The sequence below is a fragment of the Oceanicoccus sp. genome, from assembly GCF_029238675.1.
Taxonomy (GTDB): domain Bacteria; phylum Pseudomonadota; class Gammaproteobacteria; order Pseudomonadales; family Dasaniaceae; genus Oceanicoccus.
Genome location: NZ_JAQWFR010000001.1, coordinates 13,727 through 39,477 on the forward strand (window position 1 = coordinate 13,727; position 25,751 = coordinate 39,477).

The window sequence follows — 25,751 nt, forward strand, 5'->3', positions numbered from 1 at the left end:
ATGACAACATCAAGGAAACCCGTCTTGCTACTCTCACCTGAAACGATAGACCCTGTTCCGGAGCCCGAAGGACTAGCGCGACGTATTAACCTGCCCCTACTGATTTTTTATGGCCTTGGCACCATATTGGGTGCCGGTATTTATGTACTGGTTGGCAAGGTCGCTGGCAGCGCCGGTATGCTGGCCCCTCTCGCTTTTATTGTTGCAGGTGTTATCGCCTGGCTAACCGCTATGAGTTACAGCAAGCTGGCGGTATTGTTCCCACAAAGTGCTGGCGAAGCGATTTATATTGAACATGGTTTTCAACAGCAATGGCTCAGCATGGCGGTTGGCCTATTAATTATCCTGACCGGCATTGTTTCAGCAGCAACTTTAACCCGGGGCTTTATCGGTTACTTTGTGTTACTGGTGCCGGTTAATGAAACTTTCGCTATGGTCGCAGCCCTGGTTCTACTGACGGCACTGGCAGCATGGGGTATTGCCGAATCATTAACCATGGCGGCATTGGTCACCCTGATAGAAATAGCCGGTCTGGTTATTGTGTTAGTCTTTTGCGGTGACAGCTTGCAGCAACTCCCGGTTAAAGCTCCGGATTTATTGATCCCCTCCTCTGCGGCGCAAGTGGCCGGTATTCTCTCCGGCGCATTTTTAGCCTTTTATGCCTTTATCGGTTTTGAAGATATGGTCAATGTGGTGGAGGAAGTCAAACAGCCTGAAACCACTATGCCAAAGGCGATTTTCTGGGTAGTGGTTATATCGACCGGCTTATATGTGCTGATAGCCCTGGTTGCCACACTGTCATTACCACTGAATGAGCTGGCGCAGAGTAAAGCCCCCTTAGCCGAACTGTTATCCAGTAAAAATGCAGTAGCTGCAAAAGTGGTTGCGGTAATCAGTGTACTAGCGATTGTAAATGGCGTGTTGATTCAAATTATCATGGCATCCCGGGTCTGTTATGGCCTGTCAAAACGCTTTGGTGGGCCACACTATTTACATCGCGTCTCATCGATTACCAAAACACCCGTTATTGCCACCTTGCTGATCGCAGCGCTGATACTGGTCGCAGCGTTAAGCTTCCCTTTAACGGCGCTGGCCAAATTTACCAGCTTTATTATTTTAATTATTTTTAGTTTGATTAATTTTGCGCTATGGAAAATGCATAGGAATCATTACCAGGCTATAGACCCTGTAGCGGTGCAGCAGATCAGCCGATTGCGCAGCTATCCTTTATTGGCTGGCAGCTTATGCCTTGCCCTATTGCTATTCCAGGTTAGCTATTAGCGACTACCTCGGTTGAGCAGGGTGCTATTTGAAAGGGCGCTCTTTAAAACAGAGGGCAGCACCAGCATTGTTGGCGTAAATAACAATGTTAAAACCGTAGAAAATGCCAGCCCATTAACAATGGTCAACGCCATCGGCGACCAGAAAGACGCGACGATGCCATCAATAAGAATATTGCGATTGATCAGGTCAATGCTGGCACCATTAGCCAGGGGCAACAGCCCAATCACCGTGGTCAGGGTTGTTAGCATCACCGGTCTAAAGCGCAGCTTGGCCGCGTGCATTGCCCGTTTGGCAATGTTCCAGTCGGGATGCGCAGCCTCAAGCCGGTTAAAGGTATCTATCAGCACAATATTGTTGTTCACAACAATGCCCGCCAGAGCCACTATCCCCACACCATTCATAATCATGCCAAAAGGCACCTGAGTAATTATCAAACCTAGCATAACGCCCGCTGCCGACATCACCACAGCAGAAATAATCAGGAGAGCTTGATAGAAACTATTAAACTGGGCAACCAGAATGATCAACATCAAAAATAGAGCAAGACCAAAGGCCAGGCTCAAGAAAGCCTGTGACTCATCCACTTCTTCACTAGCGCCCCTAAATCGATAGTCCAACTGCTGATCGATTCCCTCGGACTCTAACCACTGTGAAATTTCAGCCACTTTATCGGCGACAAAAACACCCTCTTCTGTGTAGGCAGATACGTTGATCACTTCAACCCCATCAATCCGCTGTACAACGTCCACGCGCGGTTTAGGCTCTATGGTGACAAAACTGGAAACCGGCACAGAACCATTAGGCGTGGAAACACGCAGATGCCTCAATGCCTCTATCGAGCGGTCTTTGGCCGGGTAGCGCAAACGGATTTCCACTTCTTCGTCCGCATCATCTGGACGGTATTCGCCCAAATAAACGCCCTCAGTCACCATCTGAATCACTTGCCCAACCTGAGCCACGTTGATCCCCAACATTGCCGCACTCGGTTTATCGACAATAAACTGCCATTCGATACCTGGCAGTGACAGCGTATCCTCCACATCTCTCAGACCTTCAACGCCATCAAAAAATTGTCGTGCGCGCCGCGCAGTCTGGTGAAGTAGAGGCCGGTCTTCCGATGTCAGTTCAAGCTGGATATCTTTTCCAATCGGAGGCCCACCCTGAATTTTATCGACCTGGACAATAATTCCGGGGATTGCCGCGGTCAGTGTCCGAATCTCATCCAGGACTTCATTCATTGATTTGTCCCGTTGTGTCGGGTGCAAAATCTCAATAAGCACTGGTGCAATCTGATCACGGGCAGCGGAGCCACCCGTCATAAAACCAAAGCCACCGGTGCTGACATAGTAGCTAACCATCTCATCTACTTGTGCAAGCTTATTTTCAACTTGCTTTGCCATTGCCAGTTTTTCTTCAACCGTCAGGTTGCCTTGCGCACGTATAGATACAGTGGCCATAACGTCTTCAGAGTCGGCAAAAAACTCAATACCCGGGCCAAATTTTCCGTAACACCAAAAAATGCTGACTAGCAAAAACACCATCAAGGCTGAAGCCTTCACCGGGCTATTCAGACAGCGATTCAGCCCCCCCAGATAAACCTTGCGGATAGCTGAAAATTCGACGGCATCTTCAGCCTCTTCTGCAGAGCGTTTTTCTGCTCGCCGGCGATGCTTATCGGACATAAACATCGAGCCTACAATCGGCACCACCACCAGGGAGAAAATCAATGACCAGATCAACACAGAAAAAACTGTTTTTGGCAGGTAGGACATAAATTCACCGGTCACTCCCGGCCAGAATGCCAGCGGTAAAAATGCAGCCAACGTGGTCAGCGTAGAAGCAATAATAGGCACTGACATACGCTGCACAGAACCAAGATAGGCATCTATCGGCGACAGGCCATCCTGCATTTTGCGCTCTGCATATTCAACCACAACCAGAGCGCCATCAATCAACATACCCAACGACAGCAGCAGGCCAAAGATCACCATAAAGTTAATGGAAAAGCCCAGCAGGTAAACAACAATAAAGGCACCCAGTAGCGAAAACGGAATACCAAAGCCGACCAATATCCCAGAGCGCAAGCCAAGTGAGGCAACAACCAGCACCATGACTAACGCCATAGCTGCAATGATGTTACCGGTTAATTCGTCGACGGTGTTTTGGGTGAACTCGGATATGTCCAAAACAAATTCCACTGTAATGTTTGCCGGAATCCGGTCTTGCTTGTCCGCCACCATTTGCCGAACAGCCTGAACTGTATCCACCGTATTGGCTTTCAGTCTTTTATTAATCTCCAGCGCCAGCGTCGGTTTGCCATTAACCCGACCAAAGCCCTCAGCATCTTTAAAGGTTCGCCTGACATCGGCAACCTGTTCAAGCGTAATCACACCTTCCGGCGAAGATTTGACCGGCAGCTTGCGAATGTCATCAATGTCCTCGATCAGACCCGGCACTTTAACGCCAAAATTGCCATAGCCCGCATCGAGATCACCCGCCGGAATCAATAAATTATTCTGCTGCACAGTACTGAGTAATTCATTGGCGGAGATGCCAAAATACTCAAGCCGCGCCGGGTCGATATAAATCTCAGCAACTTCCTCGCGGGCACCTTTTAGCTTGACGGAAAGCACATCGGAAATACCCTCAAAGTCCTGCTGGAAAGATTTGGCCAATTGAAACAATTCGCGTTCAGAGGCGGTATCGCTGCTGAAACTGACCACCACAACCAGCGCCGATTGGGCGACGGCTTCTTCAACGACAGGCTCTTCAGTATTATCAGGAAATTCTGCTTTTGCCCGATCGACAACCTCACGGGCATTGCGAACAGCGGTGTCGATATCGACATTGGTATCGAATTCAACCACCGCATAGGCCATATTTTCCCGGGCTGTTGCCGTTATCTCAACAACGTCTTCGAGGGTCTTAAGCTCCTGTTCAAGAGGCTTGATCAACAGGCGGGAGCCATCTTCTGGTGAGATACCTTGATGCACAACCTTAATAATAACGAAGGGGGTCTTCACACTGGGGAAGCTTTCTATGGTCATTGATCCACGGGCGATCAGTCCAGCCAGAAGGACAAAGGCAATCATAAGAAGGCTCGCCTTATGCTGGCGAATCGCTAAGCGCAAAAATCCCGACATCCCTTATACTTCCCTCAACTACCCGATGGCTTGGTGGCAGGCGCTTCCATGGCCGGAGTATCACTCTCTACTATTGCCGCATCCGCTGCCTGTCTTCTGGACACTTTTACCTGTTCTCCAATACCGACATATTCATGGCCGGAAATAACAACATCAACCTTGCCAGGAAGACCCGTGACCCAAACGGACTCAACCTCATCAGCAACAATTTGCACAGGGTAATAACCCACGGTTTGATCTGTCTGTAGTGTCTTTATAATCAACTGCCCCTGCGTACCCAGAGATAATACAGAGGCTGGAACAGCGTGTGCTGTTATCTGTTTTAGCGTTATTGTGGCTCTACCCGTCAAATCGGCGAGTATCTCGTTACCGGGGTTGTCAAACACCGCCTCTACCTTGAACGCTCGGCTCTGCTGGTCTGCTTTCGCACTGCGAAACACAACACGACCTTCTCGCACTCGGCCATCGGCAAGCGCAATTTCCACGGTGCCTTGAGGGTCAAGCTTGATAATTTCTTTTTCCGAAACCTGGAAAACCACTTTAAGCGGATCCAATTGCAAGAACTCAGCAAAAATCTGCCCCCTCTGGAGATAGTCGCCCACTTCGTAAAAACGCTCATTCAAAACACCGTCAAATGGCGCTTTTAAATCCACGCGGGAGAGCTCTATTTTGGCGGCATCCAATAGTGTTTTCGCCGAGTCAACATCGAATTTTTTGCGCGCAATTTCTGCATCCGAAAGCAGATCTTTTGTTTTCAACTCAAGGGCGCCTTGGTACTCGAGCTGAACCTGCTCAACCAATGACTGGGCTTCAACCACCCTGAGCGCTCTTTCCTGGATGCCAATTTTGCCGACCAGCGTACCTTGTTTTACTTCTGTACCTTCAGCCACACTCGCTGCAACCAGGGGACCTTCGGTCTCGGCTCGCAGGTGCACCAGCCTGAAGGGTTCAGTTCGGGCGTTAAACATCAGCGAAGGTTGATAGTGCTCAGCGGTCGAAGTAGCTACTTCGACATGGGTTAAAAAGTTATCGGTATTTTCTTTCTCGACAGACTCGTCATTGCCGATTAATAGGCCTGAAAGCAACCAGGCCAGAACCACGACGAGCACAATTAAGGCGTATCGAACATTTTTACTCACACCGTTTCCTTTTTGTTGCGGTATTTTCTGAAGATAGACACAAGCACCCAGCCAATCGGGTTTGCATGCTTGCGCAGTATATAATACGTGAAGAGTAAATACTCCTTTCATTTGCATCGAATTGCATTAGAGACTTCAGAGGCAAAAATCTCCACCTCTGTACTACTTATTGGTGGCGTATTTAGCTTCTACCTGATCAATGTTCGTCCAAAGCGGCTAACAGCGCCTTCTCGAGTAAACCCCTGGCTTGGGTTGTATAGGCATAGATACAGGCATGAACTGAAGCTTCTTTCCAATTATTGGCACCGCATTGCTGGCTGTATTCTTCAAAGGCATTAAGCGAGCGAATTAGCTCTGTAAGGTGGGAAGGACATTTGCAAGTTATAGAATTACTTTTACTGGCCGCTTCCGTCAAGGCCTGCTCGGAAAAGTAATTCGGGATGGTGGCGGGCAGTGGCAAATTGAATTTTCGGCTGCTATCAAATAAACCAGAGATATAGGTTTGCTCTTTTTTTGCCCTGCTTGTAAAGGTATCGATTAATTCCAGGTTAATTGGCGCATCGTTGGCGTATATTCCCTCTTTACTCAACTGTTCTTTCGCAGTAGTACTGAGAGTCGGATGATGAAAAAAAATACTACAGCCCTGCTGTTTGTAATATTTAAGCTTAGCCAGTGTTTGCTGGCTGATTTTTTCAGCCTGAAGCAACAGTATTTTGGCGGAGGCATTTTCAGTAGATGTGTTTAACCATTGTTCAACTGAAACAGCTGGAAACTCAACAGCTAAAGCGGGGTATCGATTAGGATGTTTGTTAAACAATTGAGTAAAATCTTTACCAATCACAACGGTATTAAAAGACTGGCTTACTTCAATGCTTTCATTGGCGGGTTTATTGGAAATGAGTGTTAGTGTCTTCTGCGGCAGAGCTGCTATATCTTTAATTCTCATACCGCTATCAACCAGCTGCTTAACCAGAAACAGATGATCCAGGTCGACTTTACTGTATTCGCGCTGGCCGCCTTCGGTGCGTCTGGAAGGGCCAAGACCATGCCGGCGCTCCCACATTCTCAGGCAATGGGCCGATATACCGGTTAGTCTGGAGACAACACCAATACTGTAGGAAGCTTGTTGAAGATTTTGCTTGCTGTTCACTGGAAAATGCCTAAGCCTGTGTTTTTACAGTAACTATACAGGTAGGTTTACGCAGCAAGGGCTTATTCAGATCATTGAGTCAGCCATAGCCCATCTTTTATATCAACTTGCTGGCTTTCGACCAGCTCTCTTAGCTCGGCCAGTATTTTTTTCTCAATCTGCCGGACCCTCTCGCGGCTTAGGCCGATATTGCTGCTAACTATCTCCAGTGACTGGGCAGGTACGCCCTTAAGCCCAAAGCGATGGATTAAAATAAACGCTTCTCTGTCAGTCAATGTGGTTAGTAGCTGGTCTACCACAGTTTTTAGCTCACCTTCCCAAACCTGCTCTTCAACCTCCTGATCCGCATCTGCGATCACACCCGACAAGGTCATCTCCTGGTCCCGGTCCAATAGCGGCTGGTCAAGGGACAGCGCGAAGTTGTTTAATTCAAGCAGCGTTTTAACCCGAGACTCTGATAAATCACAGCTGGATGCCACCGAGACAGGATTAACCACACTGCCTTGGCTTTGTAAATCAGTGGCTGTGCGACGCAACACGTTTAAATCAGCGATGGTGGATGTCGGCAGGCGCATAAACCCTTTATGACGCACCGGTGCCAATCGGGTTTTTGCATCGACCCAATTATAGGCATAGGTAGAAAAACGATAACCTGACTGGGGGCGGTATTTTTCTATCGCTCGAATTAGGCCAAATACTCCCTCTTGAAATATATCCGGAATTTCACCAGGTGACAGGCTATGTTTTTTGGCTACATGATAAACAAGCCGGAGGTTATGATGCACCAGATAATTTCTGCACTTGTAATAGTTTTTAACCAGGGTTAATAAACGTTTTCCGGGAGTGCCTTTTTCTTCTCGCACCTTGCTAACACCAGACTCAGGAATAGCAGCAAGATAGTTGGAAAAAGCCTTTAAATAAGAGGAGCACTGCCCCGGCTGGCTAATAGCATACTGCGACTGGGCAATGGCGAGAATTAATTGATGGGGCCAGTCAATCAACGTTAGCTCTGTGATGTCAACAATATCCGCAGGACCATCGTTTAAACGTTCAATACGACGGGCCAAATCAGCTACCTGGGGCTTTCCGTCCAAGGATTTAATAATCTGCTTTATATCCGTCATTAACAGGCGATGCTCACTAGTGCGCAAGCCCAGATCCAGAGGGTTTTTATCGGAGGCTACGGAAGTCAGGTAAGTTGTAAACCATTCACGGCCCGATGAGTCCCGCAGCAATTCAAGCACTAACTGCTGCACCAAATCACCCAACCAGGTAAAATGTTTTTTCTCCTCCTGCTCTGAAAGCTGGGTGGAAGATCTGAGGCTCTCATGGATAGCCGCCAATGCATCCCTTGGCTTATCTTTATCGTCATTTAAGACTAAAGACACAGGGAGCGACGCCTCTTCACTAAGAGGCTGCCATTTATCTGTAAAACCTACCGTAGGTGTTAGTAAGTTATCGCTATCAATCCACATAATTAATGACTTAAAGGTTAATTACTGAAGGGTTAATGACTAAACGCTTAATGACTATTCAGTTGTAAAATAACCGAATTCGTTACCGCATAGATAGATGCAGACAGGTGAATACCTAGACATTAATTCGTCAGGTATTTAGCAAACAATGACTAGTAATCTGGTATACAGAAGCTCATTGATAAGCAGTGCAGCTAAAGATAGATTATCATTAGGGTAAATTTACCGAAGTAATAGACTATGCTGACATTTTCCAATACCTATCAAGATCTCGGCGATGCATTTTATCAACGTATTCATCCTGCTGCCGCCTCTAACCCCACACTACTGTTATGGAATTCAGCACTAGCTGAAAGGCTGGCTATTGCCCCGCCCCTGACCGAAGACACGGACTTACAAGCCCGGTTATTTTCTGGCAATCAATTAGTCGATGGCTCAGACCCTATAGCACTGGCCTATTGCGGGCATCAGTTTGGTCAGCTCAATCCACAACTGGGTGATGGCCGTGCGCACCTCTTAGGCGAAGTGTTAGACCAGCACCAGCGGCGCTTTGACATCCAACTGAAAGGCTCAGGCCGCACCCCCTTCTCCCGTGGTGGTGATGGCCGCTGTGCACTGGGGCCAGCTCTGCGGGAATATATTATGAGTGAGGCTATGTTTTTTTTAGGCGTGCCTACTTCCCGCTGTCTTGCGGTAGTCGCCACCGGCGACCCGGTTTACCGTGAAGAAGAAAAGCCCGGCGCAGTAGTAACTCGCGTAGCGGCCAGCCATATTCGTGTTGGCACTTTTGTTTATTTTGCGATTCGCGAAGATCTGCAATCACTGCAAGCACTGTTGGATCACTCGGTTGCGCGGCACTACCCTGAAATTAATCGGCAGACCGATGGCAACAAAGCGCTGTTATTTTTACAGGCAGTTATCGAACAACAAATCCTGTTAGTGATTGAATGGATGCGCGTGGGTTTTATTCACGGCGTTATGAATACCGATAATATGGCCATTTCCGGTGAGACGATTGATTACGGCCCCTGCGCTATGATGGGCGCTTATGACCCCGCAACGGTTTACAGTTCTATTGATACGCAAGGGCGCTACGCCTTTGGCAATCAGCCTAATATTGTGCGGTGGAATATGACTCGCCTGGCTGAAAGTCTGCTAACGTTAATCCACCCGGAGCAGAAAAAAGCGGTTGAGCTGGCTGAATCGATATTAAAACTTTTCCCGGAAAAATTTGAACAAGCTTATTTTTCTATGCTGGGGAAAAAACTGGGAATGGCTGATACTGACAGCGAGTTGGCTACCGAACTATTGCAAACTATGCATAGAGATAAGCTCGACTATACCGAAACATTTTTGCAACTAACGCAATCGCTGGACAATCCGGATATTGCTGAACATCTTGCGGAAAAACTGGGCGACTGGTATATGCGCTGGCGCGACGGAAGTTCTCCGGACCAGGAGTTAATGAAACAAAACAACCCAGTAGTTATTCCCAGAAACCATCACATCGAACAAGTACTGGCAAGCTGCGAGGCAAGCGGCAATGCCGACGCAGCAAAAGCCATCTTGGCCGTGTTACGCTCGCCCTATAGCGCTATTGCCGGCACTGCACATTACCAGGACTTACCAGTGGACGCCGATGCCGGCTACCAAACCTTTTGTGGCACCTGAACAACCCAACCTCATTCCCGCAAGCCCCCGTCATTCCCGCGAAGGCGGGAATCCAGTGCTGTCAATTTCCGCTTTAGCGGAAATAACAGCATAAACATGCAGTCTGGATTCCCGCCTTCGCGGGAATGACGATAGTCATGGCCTGCCCCATCTACTCACCCAATATCAAGTTAAAGTCACATTAGCCTGCGCTGCTGCAATGCGGGCAACCGGTACCCGGTAAGGGCTGCAGCTTACATAATCCAGACCCAACTCATGGCAAAACTGTATTGACCTTGGGTCACCGCCATGCTCACCGCAGATGCCGTATTTAATACCTTCTTTGGCTTCCCGGCTATCTTCAATGGCCATCTTCATCAGCTTGCCAACGGCCCGTTGGTCAAGACTAACAAAAGGATCATCTTCCACTAAATTGCGGTCCAGATAGTCCGGGACAAATTTACCCACATCATCGCGGGAAAACCCGTAAGTCATCTGGGTTAAGTCATTGGTACCAAAACTCATAAACTCTACAGAATTGGCTAAACGCTCCGCACCTAAACAGGCGCGCGGGGTTTCCATCATGGTGCCAATTTTATAGGGGAATGAAACTGACTCTTTCTCTAACACTGAAATAATGCCGCGCTCAATAATTTGGGTAATGGCTCGAATTTCACGGACGTTGACCACCAGTGGAATCATAATTTCCGGGCTGGGGTTATAACCAGCCTTGTGGGCCAATACCGCAGCCTCGGCAATAGCCTTCACCTGCATTTCAGTAATTTCCGGATACACAATAGACAAGCGGCAACCACGGAAACCGAGCATGGGGTTCACTTCTTGTAAGCTTTGCACAATCTCGCGCACTTTATCAGCGGGCTTGCCCAGGCGAGCCGCCAGCTCAACCAACTCCTCTTCCCCATGGGGTAAAAACTCATGCAGTGGTGGATCTAACAATCTAATAGTGACTGGCAGGTCATGCATTTCTTTAAATAAGGCCAGCATATCTTCCCGCTGAAAAGCCAGTAACTGATCAAGGTAACCCTGGCGCTCTTGCTTGTCTTCAGAAAGAATCATGCCACGCATAATATCGATACGGGAAGCATCAAAGAACATATGCTCGGTACGACATAAGCCTATACCCTCTGCACCCAGCTCTCGCGCTTTGGCTGCATCTTCCGGAGTTTCGGCATTGGCACGTACTGCTAAGCGACGGTATTTATCCGCCCAGGATAATAAGGTCTGGAAATCATCATTGGCGCTGGCTTCAGTTTTTGGAATATCACCCAGCATCACTTCACCGGTAGAGCCATCCAGCGTAATTTCATCCATACGCTTCATGACCACACCCTCATCGGTAGTTGCAGTGCCCGCTTGGTAATCAATGGTTAGTTCACCACAACCGGTAATCGCACAAACACCCATACCACGAGCCACAACAGCTGCGTGTGATGTCATCCCACCCAACTCAGTCAGAATGCCTTCTGACACTTTCATACCGTGAATATCTTCCGGGGTGGTTTCGCGGCGCACCAGAATCACTTTATTACCGGCGGCGGCAACCTCAACGGCTTCATCCGCAGAAAATACTATCCTGCCAGTGGCACCACCAGGACTTGCTGGCAAGCCTTTGGCGACGATATCGGTTTTGGCATTGACATCAATCATGGGGTGCAAAAAGGCATCCACATGTTCCGGCGACACACGCATCAGGGCTTCTTTTTCCCCGATTAAACCTTCATTTACCATATCCACAGCAATTTTTACTGACGCCCTGCCCGTGCGTTTACCACTACGGGTTTGCAACATATAGAACTTACCTTCCTGCACGGTAAACTCCATATCCTGCATATCCTGGTAGTGTTGCTCAAGACGTTTTTGCGTTTCAAATAATTGCTGGTATACCTCGGGCATTTGTTGCTGCAGGTGGCTAATGGGCAATGGCGTGCGAATACCTGCCACCACATCTTCACCGGCGGCATTAGTCAGGTACTCGCCGTAAAATTCATGATCACCCGTAGATGGGTTACGCGTAAACGCCACACCAGAACCGGAGTCATCACCAAAGTTGCCAAACACCATGGCCTGTACACAGACAGCCGTACCCAGGCTGGCGGGAATATTATTCATCTCGCGATAGAAAATTGCCCTTGGCGTATTCCAGGATAAAAACACTGCAGCAATCGCTTCTTTTAACTGCACCGCAGGATTTTGTGGAAAATCAACCAACTTTTTAAAAATGGCAATAATCGCCTGCCAGTCTTGCGCCGTCATTTCAACATCCAGCGTTTTATCATGGGCCTTTTTATATTTCTCGATTTCATGCTCAAACTGCTCGCCATCCGTCTCTAGTACTACATCGGCATACATCTGGATAAAGCGGCGGTAGGAGTCATAGGCAAAACGGGGGTTATTGGTTTTTTTGGCCAACCCCTCGGCAATTTCGTCATTCATACCGAGGTTTAAAATGGTATTCATCATACCGGGCATTGAAACCGGCGCCCCGGAACGGACTGAGAAAAGTAGTGGGTTGTCAGGGTCACCAAAACTCGCCCCCATTTTTTCCTCTACCAAACGCAGGGCTACGTTGTACTCGGTTTCCAGGTGCCTGGGTAGTTTATTACCGGACTCGAAGAACTCACGGCAAGTCGGTGTGGTGATAACAAAACCAAAAGGAACCGGCAAGCCCATGGCGGTCATTTCACAGAGGTTAGCCCCCTTGCCACCCAGCAGGTTACGATCATCTTTTGAACCTTCATTAAACAGATAAACCCGTTTAGCCATACCCTAAGACCTTCTAGTGAGAAATTTTGAGGGCACAACTATAGAGATTATTGTCAGCGCTAACAATACTAAACTGGCAGCAGGAAATACCAAAAGCCTTATCATGGCTTGTCATTGCAGGAGGGATTGTCGATCAATGGTTACAAGGTTACTATGGTGTCTTATATCTTGTTCCCAGCCCTATTTAATATGCCAACAGATAACTTTGACCCCCCACTGAAATTAACCATTGGCCGCTTTGTTAGATTCTGGCGCGAGGTACATGGCCTCAGCCAAGAGGAATTAGCCTTTAGGCTGGATAGCTCCCAGCGGCATATCAGCCGGATTGAAGGGGGCAGCGGTCGCCCCAGTGAAGCTATGGTAAAAGATATTGCCACCGTTATGGAATTGGGCCAGCGGGACAGTAATCACCTGTTAATCGCCGCCGGTTATGCCCCCATCGTTAAGCAGGTGGACTTCCATGCCCCTGAACTAAAGTGGTTGCGCAAATCCATGGTGATGACGCTGCGGGCACTGGACCCCTACCCCACAGCTATACTCGACAGTTCTGGTAATTTCTTAATGGTCAACCGCGGCTGGGTTGGCTTTTATCAACACAACATAGACCCAAAAAACCTGAAACAGATAACCAATTATTATGATTTTATTTTTAGCCGCGAAGGGGCCGGGAATATTATCAGTAACTGGGAAAATACCTTGTCAGTTATCTTAATGTCGCTGACACAGCTGGGGTTATTTAGCAACAAAGAGGCAGATATCGCCCTTGTCCAAAAGTTGGCTCAGCACCCCAGTGTGCCCGAAGACTGGAAACAGCGGGCAGCGCAACTAGAGCCTATGGCAAGTTATAGAGTTCAAATGCAAATTGATAATGCGCTACGGCGCTTTTTTAGTGTCATCAGCACGGTTGGAGCGCTGGGGCCTAATGCCTTTGTCTCGGAACCGAATTTATCGATCCAGACCTTATACCCGGAAGATGAAGATTTTGATATTTCGTCGTTTCTGGACGACAAGCTGGAGCATCCGCTGTTGTTTTACTAAATCAATAGTACTCAATCAGTAATACCAAACTAATAAAGAGCCAATCTATGGACCCCTTGAGCCAGGGCGTATTGGGCGCCACACTACCGCAAACCCTTAGCCAGAAAAAACATATTGTCGCCGCCACATTATTTGGTGCCCTGTCAGGTATGGCCCCTGATCTTGATACATTAATCCGCTCGAGTACTGACCCTTTATTGTCGCTGGAATTTCACCGCCAGTTTACCCACTCGCTGTTTTTTATCCCCTTTGGTGGTTTTATTTGTGCACTGGTATTTTATTGTCTATTGGCCAGGCGCTGGCACATCAGCTTTAAACTGACTTACCTGTTTTGCACCCTGGGCTATGCCACCCACGGTTTACTCGACGCCTGTACCAGCTACGGCACACAGTTATTATGGCCCTTGAGTAATGAGCGCTTTGCCTGGAATACCATCTCTATTGTTGACCCGCTCTTTACCATTCCGCTGGTTATTCTGGCGTTTTTTGCCGTTAGCAGAAAAGCGCCGCTATTTGCCAGAATAGCCCTGTGCTGGATTATCGCCTATCAAAGCCTTGGGGCTTTTCAACACTACCGTGTCAGCCAAATAGGTGAACAACTGGCCGAACAACGAGGCCATAGGCCAATCCGCTTAGAGGTAAAACCCAGCTTTGGAAATTTATTATTGTGGAAGGTCATCTACGAGATTGAGGATGGCTACTTTACCGATGCGGTGAGGGCCGCGCCCACACCAACGGTTTACCCCGGTAAATTTATTCCCAAGCTCGATATTGAGCGAGACCTGCCATGGCTGGATAAGGCATCACAACAAGCCAAAGACCTGGCTCGCTTTGAGTGGTTTTCCAAGGGATTTTTAGCATTGGACCCCAACAACCCGGTGCGGGTGATCGATATGCGTTACTCGTTAGTTCCTAATGAGGCCACCGGGATGTGGAGTATTTGGCTAAATAAGGAGGCCGCTAAAAGCGACCATATCGTTGTGATGCCAGACCGGGATACATCGGGGCCTCGCATGGAAACCTTTAAGAAAATGATATGGAATGAGCTGGATATCCTGGAAACGGTAGCTGTACCCTAGTTATACCCAAGTACAAAATGCTTACAATCTTCTTGCAAATTCTCAAGCACTATTTTGTTCTGTTTTTTGTGCTGTTGACTCTCTGGTCGCGATTTTATTAAAACCAGCGGTGCATCACTCCAGGGAGCTGCACCTTCAACGGAGCGCCCGTTAGACGACTTTCTTTTAAACTTAACTGCCATACTGGCTAATGCTTTCATAGCTCTACCTCAAATACTTGCCCGCTATTCGTCAGGTCTATGCCGACTTTACTCGCTAGTGACGCTTTAAATATAGGCGTATATTTCAGTTTTGTGAAATTATGGAAAAAATAACGGTATCTGTGGGCAAGTGCCAGCTCGCTGAATAAATAAGCAGGCAAAAGCGCCTATTAAGTCGAAACCTCCTGCATTCTTGACTACGCTTAAACCATCACCCTCATTGATTAATGGAATATAAAAACATTATGTCGAAGCAATTTATCGATAGTGAATTTTCCCCCGGGGGCCTATTAGGCGTACTGTCCAAGCGTGAAGTGACGCACCTGCTCGATACCAGCCAGGGGGGCTTGTATACCCTGTTCCGCAATTGCTGTTTGGCGGTGTTAAATTGCGGCAGTCATACTGATGACAGTAAAGCCTTGTTAGACCAGCATAAAAACTTTGATATCCGCATTTTGCAGCAAGAGCGAGGCATCAAACTGCAAGTGTTCAATGCACCCGCAGACGCCTTTGTTGGCGGTGAAATTATTCAAGGGATTCGTGAGCATCTGGCGGCGGTGGTTCGGGATATTCTTTATGCTGCCGATTTAATTCAACGATTTGACAGCAGCAACAGCCAGGATATCAGCGACATGGTGTTCCATATGTTGCGCAATGGCGGGATTTTGCAAGCTCCGCAAGACCCCAACCTGGTTGTCTGTTGGGGTGGCCACTCCATTAGCCGGGAAGAATATGATTACAGCAAAGAGGTGGGCTACTATTTAGGCCTGCGCATGCTCAACGTCTGTACCGGCTGCGGCCCCGGCGCCATGAAAGGCCCAATGAAAGGAGCTAACATTGGCCGCGCCAAACAACGTGGCGGTGCCGGTCGCTATGTTGGCATCACCGAACCCGGTATTATCGCGGCGGAATCCCCCAACCCCATTGTCAATGAATTAGTCATCCTGCCCGATATAGAAAAACGCCTGGAGGCGTTTATCCGCTGTGCCCACGGTATCATCATTTTTCCCGGCGGCGCGGGCACCATGGAAGAATTACTCTATCTGTTAGGTATTATGCTGCACCCGGACAATAGCGAACAACCGATGCCCATTGTGTTGACAGGGCCAGCCTCTGCCGCTGAATATTTTGCAGAAATTGACGCCTTTATTCACACCACCCTTGGCGCCAGGGCCCAGAAACTGTATCAGATTATTATCGATGACCCCGTAATGGTGGCGGAGATTATGTTTAATGGAAAAAATAGCGTCAGGGATTATCGTAAACAACATAGTGACGCCTACAATTTTAACTGGATGCTCTATATAGAGGCGGAGTTTCAACAACCCTTTTTACCCACCCACGACAATATGAAAAGCCTGGTATTAGATAGAACACAACCGGCTCACCAACTGGCGGCGAATTTACGCCGTGCTTTCTCAGGCATAGTCGCAGGCAATGTCAAAGAAGAAGGTATTCGCGCTATCGAGCAATACGGGGTGTTTGAGATAGAGGGGGAAAAAGCCATCACCCAGCCACTGGATAAGCTACTGACTCGCTTTATAAAACAACAACGGATGAAATTACCCGGTACCACATACAACCCCTGTTACCGGATTAAAAAATAACAATGACAAGCAAGCAATCCAACCAACCAACCAACCTATCATGACACTACTGGCATTTATCACCCGGCGGTTGCCTGCTGTCTTGTGCTTTATTAATTGATAACCACGGTATCCACATCGAGAGCAGAAATCACTCTCTCGGCGGTATTACCCCGTAGCGTTCTCTCTTTACCGATTTGATTTAAGGTACCCATCACCACTAAGTCAGCGTTTATTTCTTTGGCTACCTGTGCCACTACCTCACTGGTATAACCTTGTTGAACATGTACTTGATCGCTGCCTAGCCCCGACTCATTCGCCAACTTGCCACGATCAGGGTAGTGCAGAGAATCCCGATAGGCATTGACGATATGCAGTACTGCGCCGTAGCTACTGGCAACCAATTTTGCACTGTTCAAAACCCTGCGATTCAATGCATTTTGATGCGGCTTGACCGTCTGAAAGTTAACCGCAGCCAAGACAATATTGCGCTTTTCATTAGCACCTGGTCGAATCAGCACGACCGGGCATTGGGCCTGTTTCAGCAGTCCCCATTTTGATTCACTAAAAGTGAAACGAGGTTTACTCGTGGTCTGGTGCCACGGCAAATAGATAACTTGAGCGCCTATACGTTTGGCCTCTTGAGCGATAGCTTCCATCCATTTCGAAGACCAGCAAAAGCCTACTTTAAAACTGGCACCGGCTGCTTCAAGCGGCTTATAAATCGTGGTCTCAATCCAATCCATATCTCGAAACAAGTGATTGTTATCAGCCCCCGTATTTTCTGCTTCACTATCAGCGCCGATAAAAATGAACAGCTCTAATTGAGCCGTATTAATATCGGGACTGTTGCAATAAATCAGGGCTCTTTCAAGGGCAACATGCTGATCATCATTAAGATTAACAACCACAAATAGCTTTTCTAACTCTGTATACTCGGACATCACTCTTCCTTCTGCATTAGGAATATTACTTACCACTGCTACCCACCCATTGCTTGTGAGTAGTCATCTCTAACGAGACGCATTAGAACACCTATTTCAGTTTTTATAAAGCGACGGAGCTTCTCAATATCACTATCACAAAAACATACCTAAATGATTTGCATTTTGTCGAACCGACGGAAAGAACGATAAGTCATAACTGGATACGGCAAAAGTTCGGCAATATCAGCATGAGGGTAATTTTTGCTCGCCAAAACACCAGCCAATACTGTACTGGAAAGTAATACAGACTATTTATTTGGAGCAGGCGCTATATCTAGAAATACCAGCGTCACACTCGGTAATCATTTCTCAGAATTTGTCGATGAAAAAATCGAAGCAGGACGTTTTGAATCAGTCTGCCTTCCAGTATGGCAGTAATTTGTGCTTCGCTAAGTGTATACTCCTCGATAGCCAAAGAGCCTTGAATGGTTTGGATGCGATTGGCTCGACGTAGACGAAGGCTCTAAAACGGGTGGGGTATGATCCGCGTTTATCGCATAATTAGAACGGTCTCTGTATTTTTGTTTTTTATCAAGCGGCGCCAAGGTTGGATTATTCCGTAACCCGCCGTCGATACCCCACCGGCGTCACCCCATTCCAGCGCACAAACGCACGCCGGAAACTCACCGTTTCAGAATAGTTCAGCAGCTCGCCAATCTCCGCCACGGTAAACTGGGTTGTGGACAGATATTGGCAGGCCAATAAATTCCTCACCTCATCGCAGATCTTACGAAAACTTGTGGACTCAGCCCTTAATTTACGCCGCAGCGTGCGTTCGCTGACTGACATACGCTCTGCCACTTGATGAATATCCGGAAATTTCCCGCCGGCTCGAATGAGCAAGCGCCGCACCGCCGCAGTGACATCGTTCACGCGGTTTAAGCTTCGCAACATGTCCTCACATTGTTGCTGAAACACCACTTGCCCAGCAGGGTTGGCGGTCTGTACCGGGGTAAGCAGAAGCTGCTCCGAGATCAATAGTTGGCAGTGGGGCTGGTTAAACTTTACCGGCATTGAGAAAAAATCGTCGTAAACCTCCCAATGCTTGGGGGCCGGGTAGTTGCAGTGTATCTCAGCACCGTGCAGTGCTCGGTTGAGCAGAAAGTTGCCAAGAGAAACAACGATAGAGGAGATTAATTCCATCATTAGTATTTGGTCGCCAGCTTGGTTCAGGGGTAATTGGGTACGCAGCACGGTTTGTTCGCCCTGCTGGTAAATCGCCCAGGTGGGTGAGACGCTAAACAAGGGGTGGTAGCGAATGATTAGCCTCAGCACTTCACGCAAGTCCGCGCAGCTCATCAACGCGAAGCCGAAAGTACCCAGACTGGAAATTTGAATACGCTGCCCCAGCCGCAGAGCCAAAGCGGGGTCACGAGCAAGGCTTGCCGAGGCCTGCAGGAGTCTTGTGACTTCAGTTTCACTGATATCCTCTTGGGCAATTCCTTGTAATGCCTGCAACTCGGGTAGGGCAAAGACTTCGCTGCGACGGATGCCACTCTCTGCCAGTAGCTCCAGTAACGGTTGTAATAAATCAAATTCCAGTCGTTCGTTGGTCATAAGGGTTCGAATGGGCAGTGGTTTAAGGGGCTCTAATGTGGCCGAATATATCTCTATGGTTGGCCGAAAATATCCCGTTTTAATTCTGTGTGATTACTATAATCGCACTGACTAAACATTTAAAGAGCTAAATCACCATGACCGCATTGAGACCTGCGTCTAGTACGCCAAACAACATCGCTATTGAACCCCGCAACCGTACTTTTGATCTGGACGCCGCACTGGCCACCGACTGGTTGGACAACGACCCGTTTCTGACGGCTGTGTTTAATGCCATGAGCCTCAGTTTCCCGTCGGGGGAGCGGCATTTTATCGATTCTGTCCGAGCCTACGAGGATCGAATCACCGATGAGAAACTGCTCAAGGAAGTGAAAGGCTTCTACAAGCAGGAAGGAATCCATAGCCGCGAGCACCGGAACTATAATAAACTGCTGTGTGAGCAGCGGGGCTACGACTTACAAGCTCTGGAGAGCGTTTATTTAAATACCTTGGCTAAGAGTAAAAAGAATCCTAAGGTCACGCCCAGAATATTTTTGGCTTCAACGGTAGCGGCGGAGCATTTCACGGCGAGCCTTGGTGTCAATGTGCTTGAAGGCCGCCTTTGGAAAAACGTCGACCCGACCATAGGGGAGCTTTGGCAGTGGCATTCCATGGAGGAGTTGGAGCACAAGGCCATTGCCTTTGATGTTTATACCCAGGTGGGTGGCAGCCATAAAATGCTGACTGCGTTGATGCGCCTGACCATGTGGATGTTTTTTTGGAACACGATGAGGGTAGCCTTTAAAATTTTGCGCCACGACAAGCAGTTGTGGAAGTGGAAAACCCTGAAAAGTGTGAGCAAATTTCTGTTTGCCAAAGAGGGGTTCATCCGCTGCCACGTGCCCGCTTACAAGGAATTTTTAAATGAGGGTTTTCATCCCTGGGATGAGGATAATCGGGCGCTGTTGAGGCACTGGGAAAAGGTGTTCGAGCCGGAGGAGCTTGCGGCTTGATCAGCTATTCGACATATCCCCACGATTTCCCCACGGGGATTTATAGCACTTTGTTTAAAATAGTGCTGTAGAAACATTAGACAGCCTTAGATGCACTGCTTATTAAGGGATTGCATAACCACCTGCGAAGGTGAGTTAGATAAAACTGGAAATATTCGGGTGCCGGATTGATCATTACAGCCTGAGGGCTGTAATGCCCTGCTACGCAGGCTTCGTCGCAAGCTCCTCGTCCAAAATGCGATGCATTTTGTCGAACCGACTGTAAGAACGAATCCAGTACGACCCACCATTATTCCAAAAAAAAAGCTCACCCGGATGGGTGAGCTTTTTTGGAATAATGGTGGGTCGTACTGGATTCGAACCAGTGACCAATTGGTTAAAAGCCAACTGCTCTACCAACTGAGCTAACGACCCTCAGAAGTGGCGCACATAATAATGTTTTCCGGCTAAAACACAAGTCTTTTTGTGCTAAACCTTCACCTTTTTCAATGATTTACATAGCGGGTGGGATCTGGCAGGCCAGCTTGCTCAAAACCCTCTTTGCGCAGATAGCAGCTGTCGCATTTGCCGCAGGCTTCGCCTCGCTCATTGGCTTGGTAGCAGGAGACGGTCAGACTGTAATCTACGCCTAATTCAGCGCCTCTTTGGGCGATTTCGCCCTTGGTCAGGTGCATTAGCGGGGTGCGGATTTTCAAGCGCCCCCCTTCTACGCCTACCTTTGTGGCCAGGTTCGCCATTTTTTCGTAGGCATCTATATAGTCGGGACGGCAATCGGGGTAGCCGCTGTAGTCGACGGCGTTGACGCCGATAAAGATATCGTTGGCTCCCAGCACTTCTGCCCAGCCCAAAGCAATGGAGAGAAAGACGGTATTTCTGGCTGGGACGTAGGTGACAGGGATGCCCTGGGCATCATCGTCGTGTTCCGGGACTTCGATATCATCGTCGGTCAGGGCTGAGCCGCCAATGCTACTGAGGTCTAATTTGATGACCTTATGCTCTACCGCACCCATTTGGGCGGAAATTTTCTTGGCGGCAACCAGTTCTGAATGAGTGCGCTGGCCGTAATCAAAACCCAGGGTATAGCAGCTATAGCCTTCGGCGATGGCCATGGCTAATACGGTGGCTGAGTCCAGACCACCTGAAACAAGGATAACGGCTTTTTTATCTGACATGATTTTTCTCTGGTAGCTTTTCTGGATGATTAGGGCTTAATGACCGGCAGCATCATCCCATAGTAGTTTATGCATTTGTAGCTGTAGCCGAACTGGCAAGTTGTCCGCCAAAATCCATTCAGCCAACTCCCTGGCATGAACTTGACCGAAGCTTGGGGAGAATAGAATTTCATCGACTTTATCAGCCAGTCGATACTCGTCCATTTTAAATCTGGCCCACTCGTAGTCGCCGCGATTACAGATTACAAATTTCACCTGATCCTGTTGTGACAGATGATCGATATTCTCATAGAGATTGCGTGAGACTTCATTGGAGGCCGGAGTTTTTAAATCCATCACCGTCACAACTCTTGGGTCAACACCCTCGAGAGTAATGGCGCCACTGGTCTCTAACGAAACTTCATAGCCTTGATTACACAGCTCGGTCAGCAAAGGTAAACAGTTAGGTTGGGCAAGGGGTTCGCCGCCGGTAACGGTGACATAACGTGGCTTATGGCTGGCCACTTCTTCAAGGATAGATTGCTGCGTTCTTTTTTCACCGCCGTGAAAGGCGTACTCGGTATCGCAATAGCCACAACGTAATGGGCAGCCGGTCAAACGCACAAAAACCGTGGGCAAGCCAACGGTTCTGGTTTCTCCCTGCAGGGAGTAGAAGATTTCAGTAATTCTTAGGTCGGTCATCAATGGTTGCCGGTACTATATAGTCCAACTACCAACGCTAATTACGTTAAGTATTTTAGTAATTAGCGCTGATAAACTGTCTAGCTTTATCTGCTGCGGATGAGTTGGTGCCCTTATTGTATTTTGAAACGACTTCTTCCAGCAATCCACGGGCTTTGTTCTTGTCACCTTTCAGGAAGTACACTTTACCCAATTTATACATAGCATCTGGGACTTTAACATGGGTTGGGTATTGGTCCAGCAATTGGGTAAAGGATTGCCGGGCAGCTTCCAGGTCCTGCGGGGTAATCACTTGATACAGCTCGCCCATCCAGTAATAGCTATTGGGTGTGTATTTACCCTGGGGGAAATCAACCATAAACTGTTTAAAGGCTTCTAAGGCTTCATCAAAGCGACGCTCGGTAACCAACTGGTAGGCTGCGTCGTAGGCTTCTTTTTCACCGGCGGCAGCTACCACAGTTAATGCTGAACCACCGCCAACCGCAGCAGTGAGTGCAGCTACGGTATTATTATCACTGGCTGCAACCGCAGGAGCACTGGCCACTTCACCCAGCCTGCGGTCCAAGTCAATATAACGCTCCCTATTTTGTTCTTTGACTTGTTTTAGCAGGTAAGCCTGCTCTTCTACCACACCACGTAGTTGCATCACTTCCTGTTGCAGCAATTGCAGTTGATAAAATAATTCACCCTGCCCGCTGCTATCAGCCGGTGCAGGTACCGCGCCTTTATTGGCAGGTTCACTTGCTGCGGCAGTATCAATACTGGCATCAACGATAGGAGCCTGGGCAAATGTAATGGCGCTATAAACAAAAGCCGCGCTAGCAAGTAGCGCGGCATAATTTTTAAAACTCATAGACATAAGACTTGTTCTATTGTCAGTGTCAAATTAAACGTTGCTTAAATAGTTTTCAAAAACGAAAGTTATCGAAAGTTATTTAAGTTCAACGCGACGATTTTGGCTCCAGGCTGAGTCGCCAGAACCAGAAGCTACTGGACGCTCTTCACCGTAGCTTACAGTTTCAACACGGTAACGGGCAACGCCGTTGATGATCAGGTAGTTGGCAATCGCATTGGCGCGACGCTCACCCAAAGCCATATTGTATTCACGAGTACCGCGCTCATCGGCGTGACCCTCTAAACGTACTTTGGCGTTGTTATCTTTTAACACAGCAACCTGGGCGTCCAGTGCTGCGCGAGTGTCTGCAGATAGTGTGGCCTGGTCAAAATCAAAGTAGAACACTGTCTGCAGATTGGCGGCAGCTTCTTCAGCAGCTTTACGAGCAGCTTCTTCTTCAGCAGCTTCCATGGCAGCAGCTTCAGCGGCGGCTTGCTCAGCGGCTGCGGCAGCAGCGGCGTCATCATCAGAGGTGTCAGTGCTGGCACAACCTACTAGTAGAGTGGCAGCGAAGATAGCACTTAGAAGTTTAAGTTTATTGATTTCCATGTTCATTCCTAGATAGTCAAGTTGGCAAATGGGTGTTTATTTTTCGTCAGTCTTAATACAACCGGTAACAATAGGTAACTTCGGGTAACTTTATTACCCTGTTTGGCAAAAGCCTGATCAGAAAGGTGCTAATAGTGTTTGACTCACTACAGCTAGAGCATAGTCTAGCTGCAAATTATGATATCGGCCATATATAGAAGGCTATGTTTGTCCTTAATTACTGCATTTTACGGTGATCTGGCTCAAAGTCACTAGCTAATAGCAAAATCTTAGGCTGTTACCGTCAAATGCATCACAACGCCGCTAATTAAGAGCCTAACTATTAGCCAGCCTAACTATTTCATATAGGGTGACCAGGCAGGCTCCCTGACCTCACCAAAACGAGAAGGTAAACGAAACTTTACCCCACCGTCTAAAGACACCGCCGCCAGAATGCCTTTGCCCTGATATTTGGTAGCATAAAGCAGCATGGCACCATTGGGTGAAATACTTGGGGATTCATCCAAACTGGTTTCTGTCAGGATATTAATGCTGCCCCGTTCAATATCCAGCATGGCAATATGGTAGTTGCCGTTATTGCGGTGCACCATAATGATCCCGCTACCATCAGGCACCACCCGCGCCCTGGCATTGTAATCCCCCTCAAAGGTCACTCGCTCTTCATAGCCATTGGCCAGTGTGACCTGGTAAATCTGGGGTTTGCCACCCCGGTCGGAGGTGTAAATAATGGATTTGCCATCGGGCATCCAGGCGGGTTCGGTATCAATGGCAAAATGGCGGGTAACACGCTTTAGTGTGCGGGTGGCGATATCCATCACATAGATATCGGGGCTGCCATCTTTGGATAACACCATGGCTAATTGCTTGCCATCCGGAGACCACGAAGGCGCGCCATTTAAACCTTTGTAATTGGTTAGCTGGGTGCGCTCACCGGTTTTCAGGTTGTGCATAAAGATGGCAGCTCTGGTGGTTTCAAAAGACACATAGGCAATACGCTCACCATCAGGGGCCCATGTAGGCGTGACCAGAGGGTCATCGCTTTCAAACACCACACTCTCATTGGCACCATCAACATCGGATACCAACAGTCGGTAGGTAAACTCGCCATTGCCCCGTTCGATAGCCGAGATATAGAGCAGGCGGGTACTAAAGGCACCGCGAATACCGGTCAGCTTTTCATAAACGCCGTCGCTAACCTTGTGGGCAATATTGCGCAGGGAATTAACATCACCATTAACGCGATTACTCAGTACTTTTCTCTGGGTATACACATCGAACATTTCATATTCCGCCACCAGGCCTTCAGCGGTTGGCAGTATTTTGCCAACCACGAGATAGTCGACATTCAATGCTCGCCAGTCGCGGTAGTAAACCTCGCTGGCTTGCTGCGGGCTGCCCAACATATCGTCACGGCTAACGGGCGCAAACTGGCCGGTGCGTTTTAGGTCTGCCTCAATAATTGCAGCGACATCTTCCCTGGCAACGCCCACCCCCTGCCAGCCAAAAGGCACAATAGCTATAGAGGTAGGATTGTCGCGACCTTTGGTGATTTCTATAGTCAGTTGAGCCCATGAAGCAGAGCAGGCCAATAGGGATAAGATAACTAATGCAGCGCGTATCACAGGCGCAAATCCTCCGGTTTGAATTTTAAACGTAAACGGCGAAAGTATTGTTCAAATACTCTGGCGGGTAATTGTTGTATTTCCGGGAAACGCTCGGCTTTTAGTACGGCGGTTTCTGCGGAGCGGTCAAAGGCGGCATTGCCGCTACTGCGCACAATTTCTACACTGACGACTTCGCCCGTTGGCACCATGCGCAATATTAATTCTGCTTCCATACTATTGCGAGCGCTAGGGGGTCGATTCCAGTTACGCTGGATAACGTCAGTGATCAAGGCGATATAACTATTAGCCATTTCTGTATCATTTAAAAATTGCTGCTCTGCATTTTCCTGCGCGATAGCATCGGCTAATTCCTGCTCGGATTGACGCTGTAAGCGCTGCTGTTCAGCCAGGCGATCCGCTTCCTGTTGTTTGAGCTGTTGTTTAAGTTGTTGTTTAGCACGTTCCGCCTCAAGGGCTTTTTGCTGTTGCTGCTTTTGCAGCCTGGCCTGTTGTTCTTGCTGGCGCTTTTTCTCTGCCTGCCGCTTTTGTTCTGCCGCTTTCTGTTTGGCCTTACTCGTGTCTTTTTTTGAGGTGGTCTTTTTGGGTTTGGCTGGCTTTTTAGCTTTGGGCTTTTCCAGGGTGACCAACTCGGCACGAATATACTCGGTCGCGGCACGCTTAACCATTGGCCGGGTTTCCGGCATATCGATTAAGATAATCGCCAAAATAGCACCATGAAAAAAAAGGGTGACGAGTAGCGGTAAAGTCAGTGACTTATACATAATCC

Annotated in this window: 21 protein-coding genes and 1 tRNA gene; 7 read left to right on the top strand and 15 right to left on the bottom strand. The window is 48.3% G+C overall.

Going from position 1 to position 25,751, the window contains the following annotated elements; translation table 11 throughout:
* Entirely contained in the window at nt 1-1,281 is a 1,281-nt protein-coding gene (locus P8H32_RS00055) for an APC family permease (protein ID WP_301088145.1), read from the top strand.
* Here the strand turns inward: P8H32_RS00055 and P8H32_RS00060 are convergent.
* From P8H32_RS00060 to P8H32_RS00075, 4 genes are all read right to left on the bottom strand, one after another.
* Nucleotides 1,278-4,427: an efflux RND transporter permease subunit gene (locus P8H32_RS00060; RefSeq protein WP_301088146.1), complete on the bottom strand. Its 3,150-nt coding sequence runs from the start codon at nt 4,425-4,427 to the stop codon at nt 1,278-1,280. The two genes, P8H32_RS00055 and P8H32_RS00060, sit on opposite strands and share 4 nt — an antisense overlap.
* Before the next feature lie 14 nt (nt 4,428-4,441).
* Entirely contained in the window at nt 4,442-5,566 is a 1,125-nt protein-coding gene (locus tag P8H32_RS00065; protein ID WP_301088147.1) for an efflux RND transporter periplasmic adaptor subunit, read from the bottom strand.
* A gap of 196 nt (nt 5,567-5,762) precedes the next feature.
* A complete protein-coding gene (locus P8H32_RS00070; RefSeq protein WP_301088148.1) occupies nt 5,763-6,716 on the bottom strand; it encodes a MerR family transcriptional regulator in 954 nt (317 codons plus the stop codon).
* A gap of 71 nt (nt 6,717-6,787) precedes the next feature.
* A complete protein-coding gene (locus P8H32_RS00075) occupies nt 6,788-8,191 on the bottom strand; it encodes a sigma-70 family RNA polymerase sigma factor (protein WP_301088149.1) in 1,404 nt (467 codons plus the stop codon).
* A gap of 240 nt (nt 8,192-8,431) precedes the next feature.
* Here P8H32_RS00075 and P8H32_RS00080 point away from each other — a divergent pair, with 240 nt between their 5' ends.
* Nucleotides 8,432-9,862 (top strand): YdiU family protein, encoded by a 1,431-nt coding sequence (locus tag P8H32_RS00080; protein ID WP_301088150.1) that lies wholly within the window; start codon nt 8,432-8,434, stop codon nt 9,860-9,862.
* A 165-nt stretch (nt 9,863-10,027) separates the two neighbouring features.
* Here the strand turns inward: P8H32_RS00080 and ppdK are convergent, their stop codons facing one another.
* The gene (gene ppdK / locus P8H32_RS00085; protein WP_297291777.1) at nt 10,028-12,625 is read right to left on the bottom strand and encodes a pyruvate, phosphate dikinase; all 2,598 of its coding nucleotides are present in this window, start codon (nt 12,623-12,625) and stop codon (nt 10,028-10,030) included.
* Between the two features lie 189 nt (nt 12,626-12,814).
* Here ppdK and P8H32_RS00090 point away from each other — a divergent pair, with 189 nt between their 5' ends.
* Both P8H32_RS00090 and P8H32_RS00095 read left to right on the top strand, forming a co-directional pair.
* Complete coding sequence (locus P8H32_RS00090) at nt 12,815-13,663, top strand: helix-turn-helix domain-containing protein (protein WP_297291776.1); 849 nt, start codon at nt 12,815-12,817, stop codon at nt 13,661-13,663.
* A gap of 47 nt (nt 13,664-13,710) precedes the next feature.
* A complete protein-coding gene (locus P8H32_RS00095; RefSeq protein ID WP_297291775.1) occupies nt 13,711-14,742 on the top strand; it encodes a metal-dependent hydrolase in 1,032 nt (343 codons plus the stop codon).
* Here the strand turns inward: P8H32_RS00095 and P8H32_RS00100 are convergent.
* The gene (locus P8H32_RS00100) at nt 14,739-14,942 is read right to left on the bottom strand and encodes a hypothetical protein (protein WP_297291774.1); all 204 of its coding nucleotides are present in this window, start codon (nt 14,940-14,942) and stop codon (nt 14,739-14,741) included. The genes P8H32_RS00095 and P8H32_RS00100 overlap by 4 nt on opposite strands.
* Before the next feature lie 245 nt (nt 14,943-15,187).
* On the opposite strand from P8H32_RS00100, the gene ppnN reads away from it, so the two are divergent.
* On the top strand, nt 15,188-16,549 hold the full coding sequence (gene ppnN, locus P8H32_RS00105) for a nucleotide 5'-monophosphate nucleosidase PpnN (protein WP_301088151.1): 1,362 nt from the start codon (nt 15,188-15,190) through the stop codon (nt 16,547-16,549).
* Between the two features lie 92 nt (nt 16,550-16,641).
* On the opposite strand, the gene P8H32_RS00110 is transcribed toward ppnN, so the two are convergent.
* Complete coding sequence (locus P8H32_RS00110; protein WP_301088152.1) at nt 16,642-17,472, bottom strand: universal stress protein; 831 nt, start codon at nt 17,470-17,472, stop codon at nt 16,642-16,644.
* Between the two features lie 243 nt (nt 17,473-17,715).
* Between P8H32_RS00110 and P8H32_RS00115 the strand changes: the two genes are divergently transcribed.
* A complete protein-coding gene (locus tag P8H32_RS00115; RefSeq protein ID WP_297291771.1) occupies nt 17,716-17,892 on the top strand; it encodes a type II toxin-antitoxin system ParD family antitoxin in 177 nt (58 codons plus the stop codon).
* A gap of 174 nt (nt 17,893-18,066) precedes the next feature.
* Here P8H32_RS00115 and P8H32_RS00120 read toward each other — a convergent pair whose 3' ends face one another.
* On the bottom strand, nt 18,067-19,071 hold the full coding sequence (locus P8H32_RS00120; protein ID WP_297291770.1) for an AraC family transcriptional regulator: 1,005 nt from the start codon (nt 19,069-19,071) through the stop codon (nt 18,067-18,069).
* Nucleotides 19,072-19,208: 137 nt separating this feature from the next.
* On the opposite strand from P8H32_RS00120, the gene P8H32_RS00125 reads away from it, so the two are divergent.
* Entirely contained in the window at nt 19,209-20,063 is an 855-nt protein-coding gene (locus tag P8H32_RS00125; RefSeq protein WP_301088153.1) for a metal-dependent hydrolase, read from the top strand.
* A gap of 338 nt (nt 20,064-20,401) precedes the next feature.
* On the opposite strand, the gene P8H32_RS00130 is transcribed toward P8H32_RS00125, so the two are convergent.
* The 7 genes from P8H32_RS00130 to P8H32_RS00160 form a co-directional block, all read right to left on the bottom strand.
* Nucleotides 20,402-20,477 (bottom strand) — tRNA-Lys (locus P8H32_RS00130).
* 71 nt (nt 20,478-20,548) lie between these two features.
* Complete coding sequence (queC, locus tag P8H32_RS00135; protein ID WP_297291778.1) at nt 20,549-21,262, bottom strand: 7-cyano-7-deazaguanine synthase QueC; 714 nt, start codon at nt 21,260-21,262, stop codon at nt 20,549-20,551.
* 9 nt (nt 21,263-21,271) lie between these two features.
* Complete coding sequence (gene queE / locus P8H32_RS00140) at nt 21,272-21,919, bottom strand: 7-carboxy-7-deazaguanine synthase QueE (protein ID WP_301088154.1); 648 nt, start codon at nt 21,917-21,919, stop codon at nt 21,272-21,274.
* A 52-nt stretch (nt 21,920-21,971) separates the two neighbouring features.
* Nucleotides 21,972-22,769, bottom strand: coding sequence for a tol-pal system protein YbgF (gene ybgF, locus P8H32_RS00145; RefSeq protein ID WP_297291767.1), 798 nt, complete (start codon nt 22,767-22,769; stop codon nt 21,972-21,974).
* Nucleotides 22,770-22,847: 78 nt separating this feature from the next.
* The gene (gene pal, locus P8H32_RS00150) at nt 22,848-23,360 is read right to left on the bottom strand and encodes a peptidoglycan-associated lipoprotein Pal (RefSeq protein ID WP_297291766.1); all 513 of its coding nucleotides are present in this window, start codon (nt 23,358-23,360) and stop codon (nt 22,848-22,850) included.
* Nucleotides 23,361-23,695: 335 nt separating this feature from the next.
* A complete protein-coding gene (gene tolB, locus P8H32_RS00155) occupies nt 23,696-24,982 on the bottom strand; it encodes a Tol-Pal system beta propeller repeat protein TolB (RefSeq protein ID WP_297293551.1) in 1,287 nt (428 codons plus the stop codon).
* Entirely contained in the window at nt 24,979-25,746 is a 768-nt protein-coding gene (locus P8H32_RS00160; RefSeq protein WP_301088155.1) for a cell envelope integrity protein TolA, read from the bottom strand. The genes tolB and P8H32_RS00160 overlap by 4 nt, the downstream gene beginning before the upstream one ends.
* Nucleotides 25,747-25,751: the final 5 nt, after the last annotated feature.

What these genes read in the sequence shown, in the direction of transcription:
- P8H32_RS00055 (WP_301088145.1), top strand. Translation starts at nt 1, where the DNA reads ATGACAACATCAAGGAAACCCGTCTTGCTACTCTCACCTGAAACGATA.
- P8H32_RS00060 (WP_301088146.1), bottom strand. Translation starts at nt 4,427, where the DNA reads ATGTCGGGATTTTTGCGCTTAGCGATTCGCCAGCATAAGGCGAGCCTT.
- P8H32_RS00075 (WP_301088149.1), bottom strand. Translation starts at nt 8,191, where the DNA reads ATGTGGATTGATAGCGATAACTTACTAACACCTACGGTAGGTTTTACA.
- P8H32_RS00080 (WP_301088150.1), top strand. Translation starts at nt 8,432, where the DNA reads ATGCTGACATTTTCCAATACCTATCAAGATCTCGGCGATGCATTTTAT.
- ppdK (WP_297291777.1), bottom strand. Translation starts at nt 12,625, where the DNA reads ATGGCTAAACGGGTTTATCTGTTTAATGAAGGTTCAAAAGATGATCGT.
- P8H32_RS00090 (WP_297291776.1), top strand. Translation starts at nt 12,815, where the DNA reads ATGCCAACAGATAACTTTGACCCCCCACTGAAATTAACCATTGGCCGC.
- P8H32_RS00095 (WP_297291775.1), top strand. Translation starts at nt 13,711, where the DNA reads ATGGACCCCTTGAGCCAGGGCGTATTGGGCGCCACACTACCGCAAACC.
- P8H32_RS00100 (WP_297291774.1), bottom strand. Translation starts at nt 14,942, where the DNA reads ATGAAAGCATTAGCCAGTATGGCAGTTAAGTTTAAAAGAAAGTCGTCT.
- ppnN (WP_301088151.1), top strand. Translation starts at nt 15,188, where the DNA reads ATGTCGAAGCAATTTATCGATAGTGAATTTTCCCCCGGGGGCCTATTA.
- P8H32_RS00110 (WP_301088152.1), bottom strand. Translation starts at nt 17,472, where the DNA reads ATGTCCGAGTATACAGAGTTAGAAAAGCTATTTGTGGTTGTTAATCTT.
- P8H32_RS00120 (WP_297291770.1), bottom strand. Translation starts at nt 19,071, where the DNA reads ATGACCAACGAACGACTGGAATTTGATTTATTACAACCGTTACTGGAG.
- P8H32_RS00125 (WP_301088153.1), top strand. Translation starts at nt 19,209, where the DNA reads ATGACCGCATTGAGACCTGCGTCTAGTACGCCAAACAACATCGCTATT.
- ybgF (WP_297291767.1), bottom strand. Translation starts at nt 22,769, where the DNA reads ATGAGTTTTAAAAATTATGCCGCGCTACTTGCTAGCGCGGCTTTTGTT.
- pal (WP_297291766.1), bottom strand. Translation starts at nt 23,360, where the DNA reads ATGGAAATCAATAAACTTAAACTTCTAAGTGCTATCTTCGCTGCCACT.
- P8H32_RS00160 (WP_301088155.1), bottom strand. Translation starts at nt 25,746, where the DNA reads ATGTATAAGTCACTGACTTTACCGCTACTCGTCACCCTTTTTTTTCAT.